We start from the raw sequence: 18,944 nt of genomic DNA, 5'->3' as shown, positions 1-18,944 counted from the left end.
GACCTCCAGTCACATGACCTGGCCCCCGGTGAGGAACCAGAACAGATTGAGCAGGAATCCCGCCCCCATGGCGGTGGTGATCGCCGCTGTCAGCTTGGGTCTCCCCTCGGTGAGGGCGGCGGCGAACAGGAAGAACGGCAGGGCGCAGGACAGATAGCGTCCGGCGCTGAGCAGCCAGGACAGAGAGTAGTTGAGCACCAGGTAGACAAAGCCGTACAGGGTGTACATACCCCGGAACTTGTTCCGTGCCCATACCAGCAGGGCAAAAAATACCGGGAAGAGCACAATGGTGGGGATCCAAATCTGGTACCGCACCAGCTCCGTAGGGTAGCTCAGGGCGTTTTGCAGCACATACCACATGGTATCGGCAATGGGACAAAAACCCTGACTCCAGTGCTGCTGCATAACTGTAAAGGCAAATGGGTTGCCAGTTACAGACCAGTTGAGGGTCAAATAGATCAGGGTGCCCACAGCCGGCAGCAGTAGGGCGGGCAGTCTGCGGGCAATGGTTTTCCAATCAAAACGGCCCATATGCTCCACCAGCTCCGCAGCTGCTGCCCCAATGAGCAGGACGCCGTGCATCCTGGTCATGGCGGCCAACAGCCCCCATATCCCCGCCAGCCACCAGCGGTGGCGGCGGATGTACCACAGCCCCGCGGCGGTGGTAAGCAGGAACAAGCTCTCCGTCATAATGCCGCCGAAGAAGAAGGCGTAGGGATACACCGACAGAAAGAGCACCGTCCGCCGGGCGCCTCCCCTGCCCAGCTCAAAGGCGGCCAGCTTGTAGAGAAAGACGCAGCCCGCCCCGTAACAGGCAAAGGAAATCAGCAGCCCCGCCGCCATAGTATTGCCCGTGATAAGGGAAATCACCCGCATCAGCCAGGGATACAAGGGGAAAAACACCAGAAACAGATTTTTCCCGTCCTCCACATAGCCGGAATAGCCCAGCTCCGCCAGATTGACGTAGTGCAGGCCGTCCCATTTCTTCCAGATCCACAGGAAGGCGTCGGGACCGGAGCCGGGATAAAGCACGAAACAGGCTGCCAGCCCCACCAGCAGGAAGATCAAAATACGGAATCCAAATGTAACGGCAAATGCCTTTACACATTCTCTGCTGTCAGGCATATAGCCCTTGGCTGCAAGTCCTTTGGCGGCCAGGGGCACCGGCACACCGGCCCGGCCCAGCCACCGCAGCACCAGGTACAAACCCAGAGCGGCCACCACGCCGGTGACCGCCAGGGTCCAGATCAGGTTCATTTCCCCTGCTCCGGCAGGGACAGCACGGTCCCCACCTCAATGGGATGGCCCCGCAGGTAGTCAGCAGCCTTCATGCGCTTGCCGCCGTCAGGCTGGATCTCCTCCAGCCGCAGCACGGTGCCCTCCCCGCAGGCCACCGCCAGGCCATCCTTCCCGGCGGCCAGAACAGTGCCCGGAGCAGTGTTGGTGCGCTCCTCAGAAACGACAGTTTTAAATACTTTACACCGCTTGTCTCCCAAGGTAGTCACGGCGGCGGGCCAGGGAATCAGGCCCCGGACCTGGTCGTGGAGCTGACGGGCGGCGCGATTGAAGTCCATGGGGGACAGTTCCCGGCTCAGCATGGGAGCCAGGGTGGCCTTGTCATGGTCCTGAGGGGTGCGCTTGGCGGTTCCGGCGTCGATCTGAGCCACCGTCTCCACCAGCAGCTGGGCCCCCAGCACAGCCAGCCGGTCGTGGAGGGTCACCACCGTCTCATCGGGATCAATGGGGGTGGATGCCTGAGAGATGATGTCTCCGGCGTCCAGGTCGTGGGCCATGTGCATGATGGTCACGCCGGTCTCCTTATCCCCATTGAGCACCGCCCAGTTGATGGGAGCGGCGCCCCGGTAGTTGGGCAGCAGGGACGAGTGGACGTTGATGCAACCCTTGGGGGGCGCGGCCAGAATGTCGTCGGGCAGAATGCGGCCGTAAGCGGCCACCACGATGAGCTCGGGGGCCAGCTCCTGGATGAGGGCCAGAGCGGTGCCGTCCCGCAGCTTGGTGGGCTGATGCACCGGGATATCGTGGGCCAGGGCGCACTCCTTCACCGGCGGAGCCTGAAGCTTCATGCCCCGGTTCTTGGGCTTGTCGGGCTGGGTGAACACCCCGCAGATCTGGTGACCCGCCTGAATCAGGGCCTCCAGAGAGGGCACCGCGAAATCGGGCGTACCCATAAAGAGGATTCTCATGCGTCGTCCTCCTCCGCCATCATCTCTTCCAACTCCTCGTTGGTGTACAGGCGGCCAGCCAGCTCGGTAAACAGGTGGCCGTCCAGGTGGTCCAGTTCGTGGCAGAAGCAGCGGGCCACGATCTCCTCGCCCTCCACCTCAAAGAAGTTGCCGTTGCGGTCCTGAGCCCGCACCTTGGCCTTCATGGGACGCTTCACCACGCCCCAGCGGCCGGGAACGGACAGGCAGCCCTCAAAGCCCTCCTGCTCCCCTTCCCGGGCAATGATCTCCGGATTGACCAGCTCCAGCATCTCATCGTTGGCATCCACCACGATGACCGCCCGGCGGAGGATGCCCACCTGGGGAGCAGCCAGTCCGGCGCCGTTGGCCTTGGCCAGCGTCTCCTTCATGTCGTCCAACAGGTCGTGGAGCTTTTCATCAAACTGGGTCACAGGACGGCAGACCTTGTGCAGGGCGGGATCGCCGTCGGTAAGAATGGTACGCAGTGCCATAATGTTCTTCCTCCTAATCCAGTGGGTTCACGTCGGCAGTCACCGACACCCCTTTGTTTTCTTTATCGGTCTGGGCCGCCCGCAGCAGGGCGGCGATCATATCACGCACCGGCTTGGTGTTGGCGCAGGCCATGGTGAGCCGGTAGCGGTAGCGCTCGTTGATTTTGGCGATGGAGGCCGGGGCGGGACCCAGCAGCTGGACCTCCAATCCCTCATAGGCGGGCAGCCTCAGCCAGCCCTCCAAAGTACGCCGCAGCCGCATACAGGTCCGCAGCACCGCCGCCTCCAGCTTGCCTGAGGCGGTGAGCACGAAGAGATCCCGGAAGGGCGGGCAGCCCCGCAGACGCCGCAGGGCGATCTCCTGCTGATAGAAGCCGTCGTAGTCCTGGCGGGCGGCGCAGCGGATCACGTCGTTGTCGGGGGTATAGGTCTGGATGACGGCCCGTCCCCCCCGGGCTCCGCGGCCCGCTCTACCCACCACCTGGGTGAGCAGAGAGAAGGTGCGCTCACCCGCCCGGTAGTCGTCTACATACAGGGACTGGTCGGCGTTGATGACACCCACCAGAGTCACGTTGGGAAAGTCCAGACCCTTGGCCACCATCTGGGTGCCCAGCAGCACCGGGATGTTCTCCCGTTCAAACCGGGCGAACAGCTTCTCGTGGCTGTGGGTGGCCGAAATGGAGTCGGCATCCATCCGCAGCACCTCCCAACCGGGCAAAGCCTCGGTCAGCTCCTCCTCCACCTTCTGAGTACCAGCCCCGATGAAGTTCAGGGTACCGCCGCAGGACGGACAGGCAGGGGGCAAAGGCTGGGAGTGACCGCAGTAGTGGCACATGAGCCGCCCGTTGGCCGAGTGGTAAGTGAGGTGGACGGAGCACCGGGGGCAGGTGGGTACCTCGCCGCACTCCCCACAGCTCACCATCCGACTGGCACCCCGGCGGTTGAGCAGTAAAATGGCCTGCTCACCCCGATCAGCAGTATCTGCCAGGGCCCGGGTAAGCACGCCGCTCAGGTCGGTGCCGTTGCCGGAGCGCAGCTCCCCCTTCATATCCACGATCTCTACCGGGGGCAGAGGCCGCTGATTGTACCGCTGTTTCAGGGTAAACAGCTGGTAGGCGCCCTGCCGGGCCTGGTACATGGTCTCAATGGACGGGGTGGCCGAGGCCAGCAGCAGCAGGGCCTTGTGCTGGACACAGCGGAACTTGGCCACGTCCCGGGCGTGGTATTTTGGCACGTTTTCCGACTGATAGGTCCCCTCCTGCTCCTCATCCAAAACAATGAGGCCCAGGTCCTTCAGGGGGGCAAAGACAGCGGAGCGGGTACCGATGACCACCCGGGCCTCCCCCGCCTTGATGCGCTTCCACTCGTCGTACCGCTCCCCCGCTCTCAGGGAGGAGTGCAGCACGGCGATTTGCTCCCCGAAGTGGGAGGAGAACAGCCGCATCAGCTGAGGAGTCAGGGAGATCTCGGGCACCAGCACCAGAGCGGTTCTCCCCCGCCGCAGGGTTTCATAGATCAATTTTAGGTATACTTGGGTCTTGCCGCTGCCGGTGACGCCGTAGAGCAGCGCGGCGGCGGCCTTATTTCCGGCAGCCAAAGCGTTGAGGCCGTCAAAGGCGGCCTGTTGTTCGCCGTTGAGTACCGGCTCGGCCAGCTGCTCCACGCCCTCCACCTGTACCCGGCGGTAGACCTCCCGCTTTTCCAGAGCAATGACCCCGCTTTTGGCCAGGGCGCGGAGGGTGGACGAACTGGCCCCGGTAAAGTAGCACAGCTCCTTGGCGGAAGCTTCGCCGATGGCGCACAGCAGCTCCACCACCGCGTATTGCAGCGGGGCGGTTCGCCGCCGTGCGGCAGCCTGATCCAGGGCCTCCTGGGCGGGCATGGCCAGGGTGGCCACCTGCTCGGTCTTGTCCCCCACGCCCCGGGCGGCACTGGTCTCCAGGGTGATGATCCCCTTGTCCCGCAGCAGCTTAAGGGCGGGATTGGGGTCTTTGGTGCCGAAGGCCTCCCGAATGGCGGTCACATCGGCGCAGCCGCCGTTTGCAAAGAGCAGCTCCACCACCTGCCGGGCGTGGTCCGACTTGCCGGCGGCCTCAAAGGCCGCCTCCCGGTCCACCCCCTCGGCCACCTTCCACTGGTCCTGGAGGGCATAGTACAGCCCCGCCGGCAGCATGGCCCGGGCGGCATCGTACACCGTACAGAACCACCGCTCCCGCATCCACAGGGCCAGCTTGATGGCCTCACCGTCCAGCACCGGGCTGTCATCCAGCACGGTGAGCACCGGCTTTAGGGACACACCTGCCGGGCCCTGGGCTTCCAGGGCCAGCACAATGCCCTCGGTGCGGCGGTTGCCCGCGCCGAAGGGCACAATGACCCGCATCCCAGGCCGCAGAGTAGCAGTTAGCTCGGCAGGCACAGCGTAGTCGTAGGGCTTGTCGATGGCGTAGGTGGCGGCCTTGAGGGCGATTTTCGCTACCATGTCCATCTCCTTCCCATTTCCCCTAGGCTTTGTTTGAATATTGGCGATATGCCCAGCGACGAGGAATTTTGGCCGCTGGCAAGCAATTTTTTTGCAGGAATCCTGACGGATTTCAAGGAAAAATAGTGCCGTCCAGGGGGCAAAAGGCCCGCCGATTGGGCTTGTTGACAATCTTCAAACAAGGCCTAAGGACAGCCCGAGGCAAGCGACAGGCCGGAAAGTCTGTCGCTTGCCTCTCATTCCTCTCATATCAGGCCTCTTCCTGGTTCAGCTCCACCTTACCCTCGGCCACCTCACGGATGGCGATGGTGACAGGCTTATCGTCCAGAGAGATGCCGGCGTCCTCCGCCTCGGTGGCCACCTGACGGGCCCGCTGGGCCACCACGTTCACCAGCATATAGCGGCTGGGCACCTGCTCCAGCAGTTTGTTCATAGGGGGTTCGAGCATCATATTCGATCAGACTCCTTCTACCAGATTCATGCGGTTTTTGGTGCGGCATCCCTCGGCGGTGAGGATGGAGATGATCTCCTCCGCCGCGTCGGACACCTTGTCGTTGACCACCAGATAGTCGTAATTGGGGATCTCCCGGTATTCCTCCCGGGCCTTCTGGAGCCGGCCCTGGATGACCTCCTCGCTGTCGGTAGCACGGCGGTGCAGCCGGCGGGACAGCTCCTCAAAGGATGGGGGTACGATGAAGATACACACCGCGTCGGGGCACTTGGCACGCACCTTGGCGGCGCCCTGGACCTCGATGTCCAGCAGCACGTCGATACCGGCATCCAGCTTCTCCCGGATCACCCGCAGAGAGGTGCCGTAGTAATTATGGACATATTCGGCGTATTCCAACAGCTCGTCGTTGGCGATCATCCGCTCAAATTCCTCGCGGGCGACGAAGTTGTAGTTCACTCCGTTCTCCTCGCCCACCCGGGGCTGCCGGGTGGTGAAGGACACGGAAAAATGGATGTCCTTGCGTTCGCTGAGCAGCTCGGCGATCACGGTGCTCTTTCCGACTCCCGAGGGGCCGGACAGCACGATGAGCGTGCCATGTTCTTTTTTCTTTCCCATCAAGGCGCTTCTTCCTCCTCTGCGGCTTCTGTCTCTTTTCCGCCCAGTCGGCCTGCCACCGTCTCCGGCTGGAGGGCCGAGAGCACGATGTGGTCACTGTCCATGATGAGCACCGCCCGGGTACGCCGTCCATAAGTGGCGTCGATCAGGTTGCCCTTATCCCGGGCCTCCTGCACCATACGCTTGATGGGGGCGGATTCCGGACTGACGATGGCGATAAGCCGTCCCGCCGATACCATGTTGCCAAAGCCGATGTTGATCAGTTTCATGGGGCCGCTCCTTACTCGATGTTCTGGATCTGTTCCCGGATCTTCTCGATCTCGGCCTTGATATCCACCACATAGCCGGCGGTCTCAATATCGCTGCACTTGGAGCCAATGGTGTTGGCCTCCCGGTTGAACTCCTGAATCAAAAAGTCCAGCTTGCGGCCGATGGCGCCGCCCTGGCTCAGCATATGGTCCAGCTGGGACAGATGGCTGCGCAGGCGGACAGTCTCCTCATCCACCGCCACCTTGTCGGCATAGATGGCCGCCTCGGTGAGGATGCGGCTCTCGTCGATCTGAGTATTCTGGAGCACCTCATTCATCCGGGCCACCAGCTTGGCACGATAGTCGGCCACGATGCCGGGAGAGCGGGTTTCCACCTTGGACACCAGGCCCTCGATGGTGGCCGCCCGGGACCGGACGTCCTGGCACAGCTTCTCCCCTTCCCGGGTGCGCATGGCGTCAAAGTCATCCAGCGCCAGATCCAGCACCGTACAGATATCGGCAGACAGGGCCTCCAGGTCCTCCTGGGTCTTTTCCACCAGGAACACGTCCTGGAACCGGGAGAGCAGGGATACAGAGATGTCGTCCCGCAGGCCGTAGGTATCCCGCAGGTCCTTAAGGGCGGCGTAATAGCCGTCGGCCACAGGCTTGTTCACCGAAATGGCCACGTCGCCATTGGCGGAGGGGCCGATGGTGATATACACGTCCACCTTACCCCGGGAAATCCGGCTCTGCACCCGGCTCTTCACCGCGTCCTCGGCAAACACATAGATGCGGGGCAGCTTGACGGTGCAGTCCAGATAGCGGTTGTTCACCGAGCGCAGCTCCACCGTGATGGGACGGCCGTTCAGGTTGGCCTCTCCCCGGCCATAGCCGGTCATACTCTTGACCAAATGGGGTTCCCCCTGTCGTGTATAGTGTCTCCCGCCGCCGGGCGGGAGGAAAGCATCTAATCTTACATATTATATCAGACTACCGGTTCTTCCGCAAGCCCCTGTCCACCCGGGCCACATAGAAGGCAATGAGCTTGGAAAAGCCGATGTCATAGATGACAAAGCCGATGTTGCCGGCAGCAAAGACCATCCAGCTCTGGCTGAGGGCGGCGGGCAAAAAGGGCAGAAAGAGTGCCTTTAGCCCAAACCACAGCACCGCCAGGGCGATGTTGCAGCAGACCAGCTTGCCCACCCATTCCAGTACCCGGCTGGGCAGCCGCTCCAGCAAGCTTTTCACCATGGGCCACAATCCGAAGAAAATCAGGTAGAGCAGCGCCACACTCTTGCTGGGGACAAGGAGCAGACCCAGGATACCGGTGGCGCCGTAGCAGAAGAACCCGGCGGCCAGGCTGGCGGACACCACCGCCCCTGCCGGAAACACCCCCGCCACCGCCACCAGCGCCAGCTTGCCGCTGGGCGCCAGGAAGGCCAGGTAGAGGGAGATGAGGGACAAGCCGGTGAGCAGGCCCACCAGCGCTGTCCGGCCCGCGCCGCCGCGATAAGAACCACGCCCTGCCATGGCTCAGTTCCCGCAGCCGCCGCACAGGCAGTTGAGACACATACAGGCGGTACACATATCGCAGGCGTCGGGGCCGCTGCCGTAGCCGTAGGGCCGGTAGGCCTGGCCGCCCTGACGCATCATCATCAGGGCCTGACGGTATTCGGCGTTGGAGGGGTCCATGTTGCAGGCCATCTGGATGTGCTGGGTGGCCTCGTCCAGCCAACCCTTCCGGTAGGCCAGAGAGCCGGTGAGGAAGTGCCACTCGGCATCCTGGTTGGGGGCGGAGCGGAGCAGCTGCTCGGCCCGGCTCAGATCCCCCATGTTGATGGCCTGGCGGACCTGGTTGTACAGGCTGGAGCCCTGGGAGGAGGAGCCGTAGGACTGCTGATAGCCGCCCTGATAGCTTCCGCCCTGGTGGCCGCCGCCGGAGCGCATCTTGGTGATGGCGTCGTAGGCCTCGTTGATCTCCTTCATCTTCTCCTCCGCCAGATCGGCCAGAGGATTGTTCTGATAGTTGTCGGGATGGTACTTCCGGGCCAGTTCCCGGTACGCCCGCTTGATCTCGTCGTCGCTGGCGTCGGGCTTTACACCCAATACGCTGTAAGGATCGCTCATGTATGTTTTCTCCTGTCTGTATGATTGGCGGCCTTCCATTGGCCGGTAAAAACCAGTTCTTCCACGGCGGGCAGGCCCAGATAGAGGATATTCTCCACCGTCTCCTGCCAGTGGCCCAGCTCCAGCAGGGCCATGGCGGACCGGGCCAGATTGAGGGAGTGACGCAGAGTGGTGCGCATGGTCTCCCGTCCCTCCTCCGGCCTGCCGTCAAAGCGGGTCAGGATGGGATTGTAGGAGCCGGTACGCTTGTCCTCCTCCAGATCGTCCCAGGCGTCCACCAGGTAGATCCACCGTCCGATGTGGTAGAGCAGCTGTTCCATGGCCCGGTCCCGTGCCCGGTCCCCTGAGGGGGGCGCGGCAGCGGTGAGCAGCCGGGCAAAGGTGTCCGCCGTCCGGTCGATGGAGGAACACTTCTCCCCCTCCAGTTCCTGCAGCTCCGTCAGACATTGGCGCACCTGGCCGTCAAAATCAGGCCGGGCGGCGGCAGCCTTCCGGTAGCCACGGCGGAGCAGCCGGGACAGTAGCCGGGCAGGCAAACCCTTCCAAAACCCGCTGTCGTCCACCGTGTCCCGCAGCTTCCAGTAGCTGAGGATGGTGCCGGCATCGGCAGCCGCGTCCACTCCGCCGGAGAGGACGCAGGTCTTCTTCCTGCACCACAGCCGGGCGGGACATCGCCTGGAGGCAGGCTCCGGCTTGGCCCCGTCCAGCAGCATAGCCAGGAAGGTGAAGTCGTAGTTGAGGAACATCCGGGCCAGAAAGCCGTGGCGCTTGCCCAGAGCGTGGCATACCCCGCAATAGAGGGCCTCATAGTCCCGGTTCTGGCGCACCTTCAGTTCGTCCCGCCAGGGACGCACATAGCCGAACATCAGTCAGCGGGATTGATGGCGGTGATGCAGAAGGTAATGGAGCGGTTGCGGCGGACCTGCCGGTCCAGCAGCACCGCCAGCAGCACGCCCAGGGCAAAGCCGATGCCGCCCACCGCGGCGCTGATGCCGCTGCTCAGCTGAAAGGCAGCGCAGATAAAATAGCCCAGGAAAAACAGGATAAAAGGCACCAGATAGACCACCACAGCCGCCTTCAGAATGCCGCCGGTGGAGGACTCCACCCGCACCATGTCGCCGGGCATGGCCCGCACCGGGTTGGCCGCCATGACGGCCACGGTGGAGCTGACCATCAGCTCGCTGCATCCGCCGCCGCACTTGGAGCAGTCGTGGCCGCAGGCGGACTGACGCTTCACCGCCACCTCCGCCCGGCCATCGGGAAATACTTTGGTTACTTTTGCAGTTTGAATCATGGGATCACCTTGAATTTTCTCTTTGTTCTATGACAGAAACCTACGTCAGGGATACGGATATGGCATATTCGCCCACCACGCCCACACTGCTGCTGCCATCCAGATAGACCTTGACCGGGACAGTGCGGCTGCCGGTGGAGGGATCGGTGTTGGACAGGTCGGCTACGATCCGAAGCTGGGACTCGGTGATCTCATTGACCTCCTCCTCCGGGCCCCGGATGAGGACGCTGCACGACTTGGTGATGGCCTCCGCCTCATAGCCCTCGGGCGTGTTGATGATCTCGATGTTGTCCACCTTCATGGTGCGGGTAGCCAGACCCTGAATGGTCACCGTCACATTCACTTCGGTAATGCCGCTGACGTTGGTCAGCTCCGGGGAGAGCTCAATCTCCTTGGTAAACACATTGGTGCCGTATACGTCGGCCAGTTTGATATCACCCAGGGAGATTTCCTTCAGGCCCTCCACATCAGCCTGATCGCCAGACACCATGATGGTGTCGGTGGGGCTGAAGGTCACCTTGGCGTCGGCCGCCGTAGCGCCGCCGCCCTCGATGAGGTTGACGGTGAGGGGTACTTCCTTGAGCACCTCCACCGGCAGGGTCACCAGAACGGTTTGGGGATCGGCCTGAATGTTGCTCCCAGTCACCGCGTTTCCGTCCGCATCCATGAGGGTCACCGGACACTGCTCACTGTAGGTGCTGGTCAGGTCCTGCTGAGCCGCGGTCACCTGGGCATACTGCACCTCGTTGACCAGCTCCTCCTGGCCGCTGATGGTAATGGTCTCCGGGGTGATGGAGAACTCGCCCCGCTGATAGCCCTCAGCCACACTGCCCTCAAAGACCGCCTGTACCGGCACATCCTTTTCTGTCCAGCGGGACACGGTAAAGTCCACAGTAGAGGGGCTTGTATACCGCAGATCGATGGCGTCGGTGGAGGTGATGGATCGGGGATAGCTGATGATACGGGTGGTGATGGGAATGGATTGCTCACCCGGTTCGGTAATACCGGACACATCGATATTCACCGTCACATCCCCCTGGGACAGGCGGTTGAACACCTCCCGGCGGGCCTGGATATTGAGGCTCACCATCTGATCGGCTCCCTGGGAGATCATCAGGCCCCGCTCTTCCAGCACGTCCAGGCCGCTGAATACCACCTGTACGTTGCGGACGGTACCGGTGGTCAGGGGGTTGGCCTCCTTGCCCACATAGATCCAAAGGGCGAAGGCCAGCAGCAGGGAGACCAGAATATAGAACCACTTGGAATCAGTGATCTTTCTCACCATTCAGCTTCTCCCCCTTTCCGCCCCGGAACAGCGACATAAATTTGAACTTGGACGGAGCTTCGGTCTGTTCCTGCTCGGGCATAAGCTCATTGCGGAGCAGCCGTTCCAGGGTTTCGGGGGCCAGATGCCGCTTGAGCATCCCGCCCACCGCCACCGAGATGGAGCCGGTCTCCTCCGACACGATGGCCACCACCGCGTCGGTGTGCTCGCTGGCGCCGATGCCCGCCCGGTGGCGCATACCCAGCTCCCGGGACAGATTCACGTTGCCCGACATGGGAAGCATACAGCCCGCGCCCACGATCCGGCCGCCCCGGACGATGACGGCGCCGTCATGGAGGGGGGCCTTGTTCCAGAAGATGTTTTTCAGCAGCTCGGCGCTCACCGAGCAGTCCAGGGCAGTGCCTGTCTTGATGGCATCATCCAGCATATTCTTCCGCTCAAACACCATCAGCGCACCGGTCTTGGACTTGGACAGAGAGGCGTAGGCCTCCACCGTCTGGGTGATGGCCCCATCCAGCTCGTTGCGTTCCTCAGCGTGGGTAAAAACCTGGCCCAGGCTGGTACGGCCCATCTGCTCCAGGAAGCGGCGGATCTCCGGTTGGAAAATGACCACCAGAGCCACAACGCCCCATTCCACCACCCTGCCCAGCAGGAAATTAACGGTGTTAAGCTGAAGCAGGCTGGAGGCCCACAGGGCCACAATGAGCACCAAAATGCCCTTTGCCACCGCCCCGGAGCTGGTGCGGCGGATGAGCATAATGAGCTTATAGATGATAAACGCCATAATCAGGATGTCGATGATATCGAAGATCCCGATGGGGGTCACCATCCCTTTGAGCTGCTGCAGCAGATATAAAATGCCTTCCATACTCCCACGTCTCCCGCTCTCCGGCGGCGCCGGTCATTGCTCCCTGGCCGGTCCTGTTGAACCGACCTACTTTAACCAATTTATTATACTGTATTCCCCTGTGATTGACAAGGGTAAGCAAGATCAATTTTCTGTGAATTCCGCTCACCGTTCCCTCAGATCCGACGGGGTCCGACGCTTTCCTGGCAGCAAAAGACCCTCCGGGCCGAGGGCCTTGGAGGGCATTTCGCTCAGCGGGAGGACTGGACCAGCCGGGAGACCTCCCACACAAACCGGTCCACCTCCGCCGCCGTGTTGAAATCGGAGACACTGGCCCGGACGGTGCCCGCCTCCAGAGTGCCGGCGTTTTCATGGGCCAGGGGGGCGCAGTGGAGCCCCGCCCGCACGGCGATGCCCCGGCGGCTCAGGGTCTCCCCCACCGCCTCACAGTCCATCCCCTCCACCTGGAAGGAGAGCACGCCGCTCTGACAGGCCGGGTCCCGTGCCTGAAAAGCTTTTACATGGGGCAGCCGGGCCAGCCCCTGGGCGGCCCGTCGGATGAGAGCTCCCTCTCTCCTGCCGATAGTCTCTGGCGTGCGGGCGGTCACATAGCGCAGCCCCGCCAGCAGTCCGGAAATGCCGGGCAGATTGTGGGTCCCCGCCTCCAGCCGGTCTGGCAGATAGTCGGGCATGGTCTGGAGGGCGGAGGCGCTGCCAGTACCACCCTGGATCAGAGGGACCGCCTCCCCGGCGCAGAGGAGCAGCCCGGTCCCCTGGGGGCCGTACAGCCCCTTGTGGCCGGGCATGGCGATGAAGGCCGCCCCCAGCTTCTCCTGCCGCACCGGCAGACAGCCGGCAGACTGGGATGCGTCCACGATGAGGGGAATCCTCCGGCGGCGGCACAGGGCGGCAATCTCCTCCATGGGCAGGATGAAACCGAACACATTGGAGACGTGGGTGCACACCACCGCCGCCGGGTCCGCCTCCAGCCCGGCCTCAAAAGCGTCCAGCAGCCCCTGCCAGTCAAACAGCGGGGCTTTGGCTACCATGATCTCCGCCCCCAGGGCGTGGAGCGGCCGGGTGACGGCATTGTGTTCCCAGGGGGAGATGAGTACCCGGTCCCCCGGCTTCACCAGGGAGCGGATGGCGATGTTCAGGCCGTGGGTGGCGTTGAAGGTAAACACCACCTGCTCAGGGCTCTCCATGCCGAAGAGGTCGGCCGCCGCCTGACGGCAGGCAAAGGCGGTCTCCGCCGCCCGGCGGGCGGGCAGATGGCCGCCCCGGCCGGGGCTGGCCAGATTTCCCACCGCCCAGGCCGCCGCCCGGGCCACAGCGGGGGGCTTTTGCAGGGTGGTGGCGGCGCTGTCCAGATAGATCACAGCCCCACCTCCCGGTAGCCGCCGTCCTCCGCCTGGAGGAAAATCCGCTTGGGTGTGAGGCCAGCCCGGTTGAGGATCACCAGGGCGTTGGTAAGGCTGCGCTCGGCCACCTTCACCGAGTGGCTGCACCCCTCCCGGTCGATGAGTTTGGGGGATCGAAGAATGCGGGCCGTGATCCCCGCCCGCTCCAGCGCGGCGGCTGTCCGCTGGGCATAGGTCAGGGAGCGGCAGACAATGAGATAATAGACCATAAAAAACGCTCCTCTCGCACCAGCATATGTGCAAGAGGAGCAAAGGGTGAACCGTGCATTTAAATGGACTCCAGCAGACAGACAACGTGGGCGGCCATACCCTCCCCTGTCCCGGTAAAGCCCAGGCCCTCCTCGGTGGTGGCCTTCACGCTGACCTGATCCACGTCCAGTCCCAGCCGGGCGGCCAGATTGGCCCTCATCTGGGAAATGTGAGGGGCCAGCTTGGGGCGTTGAGCCAGGATGGTAGCGTCAATGTTGCCCACCCGGTACCCGGCCTGGGTGAGGCGCTCCCCCACCCGCTCCAGCAGCACCAGGCTGTCCGCCCCGGCGTAGGCCGGGTCGTTATCGGGGAACAGCTTGCCGATGTCCCCCAGGGCCGCCGCCCCCAGCAGGGCGTCCATAATAGCGTGGGTCAGTACGTCGGCGTCGGAGTGGCCCAGCAGCCCCTTCTCCCAGGGGATGTCTACCCCGCCCAAAATCAACTTCCGGCCCTCCACCAGCTTATGTACGTCATATCCGTGTCCGATTCTCATACTTCTTCCCTCCAGGCCAGCAGGGCCTCAGCCATAGCCACGTCCTCCGGCGTGGTCAGTTTCAGGTTGCAGTAATCGCCCTGGGTCAGAGCCACCCCGATACCCAGCCGCTCCACAGCGGAGCAGTCGTCAGTGAGGTCGGCATCCGCCTCCAGTGCCTTGGTGAGGGCCCCTCGAATCAGATCCCGTTGGAACACCTGGGGGGTCTGGACGGCGTAGAGCACCGACCGGTCGGGGGTGGACTCCACCAGACCGTCCCGGGCCACCTTTACTGTATCCTTCACCGGCACAGCGGGGGCGGCGGCGCCGCACTGGGCCGCCCGGCGGATCGCTTCCTCCAGTACCTTCTGGCTCACCAGAGGACGGGCGCCATCGTGGATGGCGGCCAGCTCGATGGAGCGGCTCAGCTCCTCCACCCCGGCCAGTACCGACTGGGTGCGGGTCTCCCCGCCCCGTACTACCTTTCGCACCTTGGACAGGGTGGCATCCCGGCACAGACCGCTGATGGGCACGATCAAATCCTCCCGGGTGACCACCACGATCTCGTCAATGAGGGGGCAGTTGTCCAGGGCCCGCAGGGTACGGATGATCACCGGCACCCCGTCCAGGGGGAGCAGCACTTTGTCTTGCCCCATCCGGGTGGAGCTGCCCGCCGCAGGCACCACCGCGCCGCAGCGGAGGGATTCCGGCCTGTCCCGATGAAACAGCCGGGAGAATATGCCTGCCATGTTGGTTCCTCCTTCTACAAAAAAGGAGCCTGCCGGCCCCTTTTTATCGCTTGATATGGGCGGGGCGGTTGGCCGTCCCTCCGTTGTATCCTATTACGCCATAGCGGTATTGATGCGCTTTTCCACGTCCTCATAGCTGGCGTTCTGGGAGAGCACGATCTCTGAGATCAGAATCTGTTTGGCGGAGTGGAGCATCTTGCGCTCTCCGGTGGAGAGGCCCCGCTCCTCATCCCGGTGGGTCAGTCCCTTTACCACCCGAGCCACTTCCAGCAAATCCCCGCTTTTCAGCCGGAGCATATTTTCCCGGTAACGGCGGTTCCAGTTTGGGGTCATATCCACCTCGATGCCGGGAATGGCGGCAATGACGCGTTCCGCCTCCTCCCCGTTGATCACCGGGCGCACACCAATCTCCTCGCTGTTCTCCGTGGGGATCATGACCAGCATCCCGCCCACAGGCAGCTTGAGAATGTAGTACTCCCGTACGACACCGTTGATTTTCTTCTGCACGATGCTGTCCACAATACCAGCACCATGCATCGGGTGAACGATTTTGTCCCCTACCTGAAACACGATCCCACCTCCAAGCAGATCTGTCCGGTTCCTATACACTCCTCACCTTGTTTTATCCGATACAAGTTCATTATAGACCGGATTTCAATGCTTTGCAAGTAAAATCCCTTGCGTCTGTGTAAAAAAGCGGGGAATCCGGGCAAAAAAGCCTCCGCTGTGCTGCTCTGTGGTCCAAAATGCAAAAAACCGGGGACGCCATCACTGGCGTCCCCGGTTGGGTGACGGAATTACTCCTCCTCGGGAGCAGCCTCCTCGTCGCCGCCCTCCAGCAGAGCGCGGATGGACAGGGAGACCTTCTTGTGGTCGTAGTCGATGTCGATGATCTTCACGTCCACCATCTGGCCCTCGCTCAGCACGTCGCCGGGCTTGTCGATGCGGTGATCGGCAATCTGGGAGATGTGGATCAGACCGTCCACACCGGGCACGATCTCGGCAAAGGCGCCGAAGGTCATCAGCTTGACCACGCGGACATTGGCCACGTCGCCGGGCTGATACTTGCTGGTGAAGACCTCCCAGGGGTTCTGGGAGCGGTCCTTCATGCCCAGAGAGATCTTCTTCTTCTCGGGGTCGAAGGAGATGACATACACCTCAACGGTGTCGCCCACAGAGACGACCTCGGAGGGGTGCTTGATGCGGGACCAGGACAGCTCGGAGATGTGGACCATGCCGTCCACGCCGCCGATGTCCACGAAGGCACCGTAAGAGGTCAGGCTCTTCACGGTACCGGTGTAGCGCTTGCCCTCCTCGATGTTGGCCCACACCTCGGCAGCCTTGGCGGCACGCTCCTCGGCCTCGACGGCGCGGATGGAGCCCACCACGCGCTTACGGGCGCGGTTGACCTCGGTGATGCGCAGGCGCACCTTCTGCTTGACCAGCTGGCTCATGGGGGTGTCACGGGGCAGGCCGGTCTGGGAAGCGGGCACGAAGACGCGCACGCCCTTGATGGACACGACGACGCCGCCCTTGTTCTCCTCGGTGACCACGCCCTCGACGGTGGTGTGATCCTCCTTGGCCTGCTCCACGTCTTCCCAGCTCTTCACGGTGTCAAGGCGCTTCTTGGAAAGGGTGACAACACCCTCCTGGTCGTTCACGCGCATGACGTAAGTCTCGATCTCATCGCCAACCTTTACCAGGTCCTCGACCTTGACCGTAGGGTCGTCGGTCAGTTCGGACACCGGTATGTAGCCGGCGTGCTTGGTGCCAAGATCCACATAGATCTCAGTGGGCGTAATGCCAGTGACAACGCCCGTGACCTTCTCCCCTGTATTTAAAGTCTTGATCGATTTCTCCAGCATTTCAGCGAAGGATTCCTCGATCTCAATGTTTTCGTCGCTCATTTTGTCATAGACCTCCTTTATAATCCACTCAGGCGTGGACGCGCCCGCAGTGATTCCAATAGAAGCCTTCCGGTACAGGGTGGAAGGTTCCAGCTCTGCCGCCCGTTCGATCCAAACGACCATGGGACAGAGCGCTTTGCATAACTCGGCCAGCCGTTTGGTGTTGGAGCTTTCCCGCCCGCCGATGACGACCATAGCATCGCTTTTGGCGGCCAGCGCCTGAGCCTCAGACTGCCGTTTATACGTAGCATTACATATTGTATCAAAAATTTTTAAATTTGTACACTCTTTTTTTGCTTTTTTTACGCACTCTGTCCAGATAAAGTGCGTGGAGGTGGTTTGAGACACCATGGTGATGGGCAGTTCCCGCCGTTTGGGGTCCTCCTCCAGCCACTGGGCCAGAGCCTGTTCCCCTTCCAGCACAACGGGGTGGGCACACCAGCCGGCGATGGCAGCCACCTCCGGGTGGTCGGGCATCCCGATAATGAGCACCTGCCTGCCCTCCCCCTCCGCCTCCTCCACAATGCGGTGGATGCGGGAGACATTGGGACAGGTAGCGTCGATCACGGGACAGCCACGCTCCTCCAGGGCCTTGTGGACCGCCCGCCCCTCCCCGTGGGAGCGGATGATGACGGCAGTACCGGGCGGTACCTGGTCGGGAGACTGGATCAGCGCCACGCCCTGCTCCTTCAGATAGTCAATGACGCTGCCATTGTGGATGATGGGGCCCAGCATGGCACAGGGTCTGCCGCTTTTGGCGGCCTGTTCCGCCAGCTCCACCGCACGCCGGACGCCGTAGCAGAATCCGGCGGACCGGGCCAGTTCCACCCTCATCGTCCCGCCTGAGGCTGCAAAGCCTCGATCCGTCTCATCAGGTCCTCTGCAATGCTCTTATACTCCTCCGGCGTGGGCCGCTTTCCGGCGGTTTTGGGGTAATAGGGCTCTCCAATGACCACCGGATTCCAGCGGAACCACCGCTTTTCCGCCGGAACATATATGGGCACGATGGGCACGCCGGTGCGGACAGCCAGCATGGCGGCGCCCGTCTTGGCGTCTCCCATATCCCCGTCCTGATGACGGGTACCCTCGGGGAACATGAGCAGCAGCTCTCCGTTTTTCAGATACTTCATGGCGGTCTTGATGGCCCCGATGTCAGCCTGGCCCCGTTTGACGCCGAAAATGCCGCCGTGCTTCAGGATCCAGCCGATGATGGGCCAGTGCATGACCTCCTCCTTGGCCATGACGTGGATCTGGTGCTTCAGGCCCAGGGCGTAGGCCACAAAGAGGGGGTCGCTCATCCGGGTGTGGTTGGCGCACAGCAGGGCGCCCCCCTCCGGAAAGTTCTTCTTGTTGATGCAGCGGGTGGGTTTAAAGATACGAAAGGCCGGCCAGAGAACGATATAGGCCAGGATATAGATGATATTCATGCCTGCAACTGCTCCTTTGCAATCTGAATCAGCAGGTCCAAGCTTTGTTGCAGGTCCAGCTGGGTGGTATCGGCCAAAACCGCATCCTCCGCCTGACGCAGAGGTGCGGCAGAGCGGGTGCTGTCCTTCTCATCCCGCTCCTTCACGTCCCGCAGCACCGCTTCGTAATCGGCGCTCTGGCCCCGCTCCTTCAGCTCCAGCCAGCGGCGGCGGGCCCGCGCCTCGGGAGCGGCGGTGAGGAAGATCTTTACGTCAGCCTGGGGCAGCACCACAGTGCCGATATCCCGGCCGTCCATCACCACATCGTGCTCCTGGGCCAGTTTTCGCTGGCGGTCCAGCAGAAAGGCACGCACCTCAGGGATGGCGGACACGCAGGAGGCATACCGAGAGATCTCATGCTGCCGGATGGCCTGGGATACGTCCTCTCCATTGAGGTACATCCGCTGCTCCCCGTCCTCCCCGTAGCCCAGACCGATGTCCAGGCCGGGCAGCAGGGCGATCACCGCCTCTCTGTCCTCCGGGTCTGCGCCGGTACGAAAGGCCCGCAGGCCAACGGTACGGTAGATAGCTCCGGTGTCTACATACAGATAACCCAGCGCCTTTGCCAGCGCCCGGGCCAGGGTGGATTTCCCCGCCCCGGAGGGTCCGTCGATGGCAATGCTCCTGTGCTTGGTCATA

22 protein-coding genes are annotated in these 18,944 nt (G+C 62.5%); all 22 read right to left on the bottom strand.

The annotated features are described in order from the left end of the window. Positions 1 to 9: 9 nt before the first annotated feature. The gene (locus B5G42_RS07555; RefSeq protein WP_087268607.1) at positions 10 to 1,257 is read right to left on the bottom strand and encodes a glycosyltransferase family 39 protein; all 1,248 of its coding nucleotides are present in this window, start codon (positions 1,255 to 1,257) and stop codon (positions 10 to 12) included. Then, the gene (fmt, locus tag B5G42_RS07550) at positions 1,254 to 2,204 is read right to left on the bottom strand and encodes a methionyl-tRNA formyltransferase (protein WP_087268604.1); all 951 of its coding nucleotides are present in this window, start codon (positions 2,202 to 2,204) and stop codon (positions 1,254 to 1,256) included. Before fmt ends, B5G42_RS07555 begins: the two co-directional genes overlap by 4 nt. Beyond that, the gene (gene def, locus B5G42_RS07545) at positions 2,201 to 2,695 is read right to left on the bottom strand and encodes a peptide deformylase (protein WP_087187930.1); all 495 of its coding nucleotides are present in this window, start codon (positions 2,693 to 2,695) and stop codon (positions 2,201 to 2,203) included. Before def ends, fmt begins: the two co-directional genes overlap by 4 nt. A gap of 13 nt (positions 2,696 to 2,708) precedes the next feature. Next, the gene (gene priA, locus B5G42_RS07540; protein ID WP_242961160.1) at positions 2,709 to 5,174 is read right to left on the bottom strand and encodes a replication restart helicase PriA; all 2,466 of its coding nucleotides are present in this window, start codon (positions 5,172 to 5,174) and stop codon (positions 2,709 to 2,711) included. A 250-nt stretch (positions 5,175 to 5,424) separates the two neighbouring features. Further along, a complete protein-coding gene (rpoZ, locus tag B5G42_RS07535) occupies positions 5,425 to 5,625 on the bottom strand; it encodes a DNA-directed RNA polymerase subunit omega (protein ID WP_087187928.1) in 201 nt (66 codons plus the stop codon). Between the two features lie 6 nt (positions 5,626 to 5,631). Further along, a complete protein-coding gene (gene gmk, locus B5G42_RS07530; protein WP_164475015.1) occupies positions 5,632 to 6,240 on the bottom strand; it encodes a guanylate kinase in 609 nt (202 codons plus the stop codon). Then, a complete protein-coding gene (locus tag B5G42_RS07525; protein ID WP_087187926.1) occupies positions 6,240 to 6,509 on the bottom strand; it encodes an extracellular matrix/biofilm regulator RemA in 270 nt (89 codons plus the stop codon). Before B5G42_RS07525 ends, gmk begins: the two co-directional genes overlap by 1 nt. A gap of 11 nt (positions 6,510 to 6,520) precedes the next feature. Beyond that, complete coding sequence (locus B5G42_RS07520; RefSeq protein ID WP_191434774.1) at positions 6,521 to 7,387, bottom strand: YicC/YloC family endoribonuclease; 867 nt, start codon at positions 7,385 to 7,387, stop codon at positions 6,521 to 6,523. Between the two features lie 91 nt (positions 7,388 to 7,478). Beyond that, complete coding sequence (locus B5G42_RS07515; RefSeq protein ID WP_087268589.1) at positions 7,479 to 8,018, bottom strand: hypothetical protein; 540 nt, start codon at positions 8,016 to 8,018, stop codon at positions 7,479 to 7,481. Between the two features lie 3 nt (positions 8,019 to 8,021). Further along, positions 8,022 to 8,615: a J domain-containing protein gene (locus B5G42_RS07510; RefSeq protein ID WP_087268586.1), complete on the bottom strand. Its 594-nt coding sequence runs from the start codon at positions 8,613 to 8,615 to the stop codon at positions 8,022 to 8,024. Beyond that, positions 8,612 to 9,481, bottom strand: coding sequence for a DUF5685 family protein (locus tag B5G42_RS07505; RefSeq protein WP_087268583.1), 870 nt, complete (start codon positions 9,479 to 9,481; stop codon positions 8,612 to 8,614). The genes B5G42_RS07510 and B5G42_RS07505 overlap by 4 nt, the downstream gene beginning before the upstream one ends. Further along, entirely contained in the window at positions 9,481 to 9,909 is a 429-nt protein-coding gene (locus B5G42_RS07500) for a SoxR reducing system RseC family protein (RefSeq protein WP_087187921.1), read from the bottom strand. The genes B5G42_RS07505 and B5G42_RS07500 overlap by 1 nt, the downstream gene beginning before the upstream one ends. 40 nt (positions 9,910 to 9,949) lie before the next feature. Continuing rightward, a complete protein-coding gene (locus B5G42_RS07495) occupies positions 9,950 to 11,194 on the bottom strand; it encodes a CdaR family protein (RefSeq protein ID WP_087268580.1) in 1,245 nt (414 codons plus the stop codon). After that, on the bottom strand, positions 11,175 to 12,062 hold the full coding sequence (cdaA, locus tag B5G42_RS07490) for a diadenylate cyclase CdaA (protein WP_087187919.1): 888 nt from the start codon (positions 12,060 to 12,062) through the stop codon (positions 11,175 to 11,177). The genes B5G42_RS07495 and cdaA overlap by 20 nt, the downstream gene beginning before the upstream one ends. Positions 12,063 to 12,292: 230 nt before the next feature. Continuing rightward, positions 12,293 to 13,420, bottom strand: a complete 1,128-nt coding sequence (locus tag B5G42_RS07485) for an aminotransferase class V-fold PLP-dependent enzyme (RefSeq protein ID WP_087268577.1) — start codon at positions 13,418 to 13,420, stop codon at positions 12,293 to 12,295. Continuing rightward, positions 13,417 to 13,671, bottom strand: coding sequence for a DUF3343 domain-containing protein (locus tag B5G42_RS07480; RefSeq protein WP_087268574.1), 255 nt, complete (start codon positions 13,669 to 13,671; stop codon positions 13,417 to 13,419). The genes B5G42_RS07485 and B5G42_RS07480 overlap by 4 nt, the downstream gene beginning before the upstream one ends. Positions 13,672 to 13,730: 59 nt before the next feature. Beyond that, positions 13,731 to 14,204: a 2-C-methyl-D-erythritol 2,4-cyclodiphosphate synthase gene (gene ispF, locus B5G42_RS07475; protein WP_087268571.1), complete on the bottom strand. Its 474-nt coding sequence runs from the start codon at positions 14,202 to 14,204 to the stop codon at positions 13,731 to 13,733. Next, positions 14,201 to 14,932 carry a 2-C-methyl-D-erythritol 4-phosphate cytidylyltransferase gene (gene ispD, locus B5G42_RS07470; RefSeq protein WP_087268568.1) on the bottom strand — a complete coding sequence of 244 codons (732 nt, stop codon included), beginning with the start codon at positions 14,930 to 14,932 and terminating at the stop codon, positions 14,201 to 14,203. Before ispD ends, ispF begins: the two co-directional genes overlap by 4 nt. A gap of 93 nt (positions 14,933 to 15,025) precedes the next feature. Beyond that, the gene (locus B5G42_RS07465) at positions 15,026 to 15,502 is read right to left on the bottom strand and encodes a CarD family transcriptional regulator (RefSeq protein ID WP_087187914.1); all 477 of its coding nucleotides are present in this window, start codon (positions 15,500 to 15,502) and stop codon (positions 15,026 to 15,028) included. Positions 15,503 to 15,729: 227 nt separating this feature from the next. Beyond that, the gene (locus B5G42_RS07460) at positions 15,730 to 17,673 is read right to left on the bottom strand and encodes a bifunctional 4-hydroxy-3-methylbut-2-enyl diphosphate reductase/30S ribosomal protein S1 (protein ID WP_087268565.1); all 1,944 of its coding nucleotides are present in this window, start codon (positions 17,671 to 17,673) and stop codon (positions 15,730 to 15,732) included. After that, positions 17,670 to 18,266, bottom strand: a complete 597-nt coding sequence (locus tag B5G42_RS07455; protein ID WP_087268562.1) for a lysophospholipid acyltransferase family protein — start codon at positions 18,264 to 18,266, stop codon at positions 17,670 to 17,672. Before B5G42_RS07455 ends, B5G42_RS07460 begins: the two co-directional genes overlap by 4 nt. Beyond that, positions 18,263 to 18,943 (bottom strand): (d)CMP kinase, encoded by a 681-nt coding sequence (gene cmk, locus B5G42_RS07450; protein WP_087268559.1) that lies wholly within the window; start codon positions 18,941 to 18,943, stop codon positions 18,263 to 18,265. The genes B5G42_RS07455 and cmk overlap by 4 nt, the downstream gene beginning before the upstream one ends. Position 18,944: the final 1 nt, after the last annotated feature.

This window comes from Flavonifractor sp. An91, assembly GCF_002159225.1.
Lineage (GTDB): Bacteria > Bacillota > Clostridia > Oscillospirales > Oscillospiraceae > Flavonifractor > Flavonifractor avicola.
Note: the sequence above shows the minus strand (reverse complement) of the source record. Positions and strands in the feature narration are given on the sequence as shown.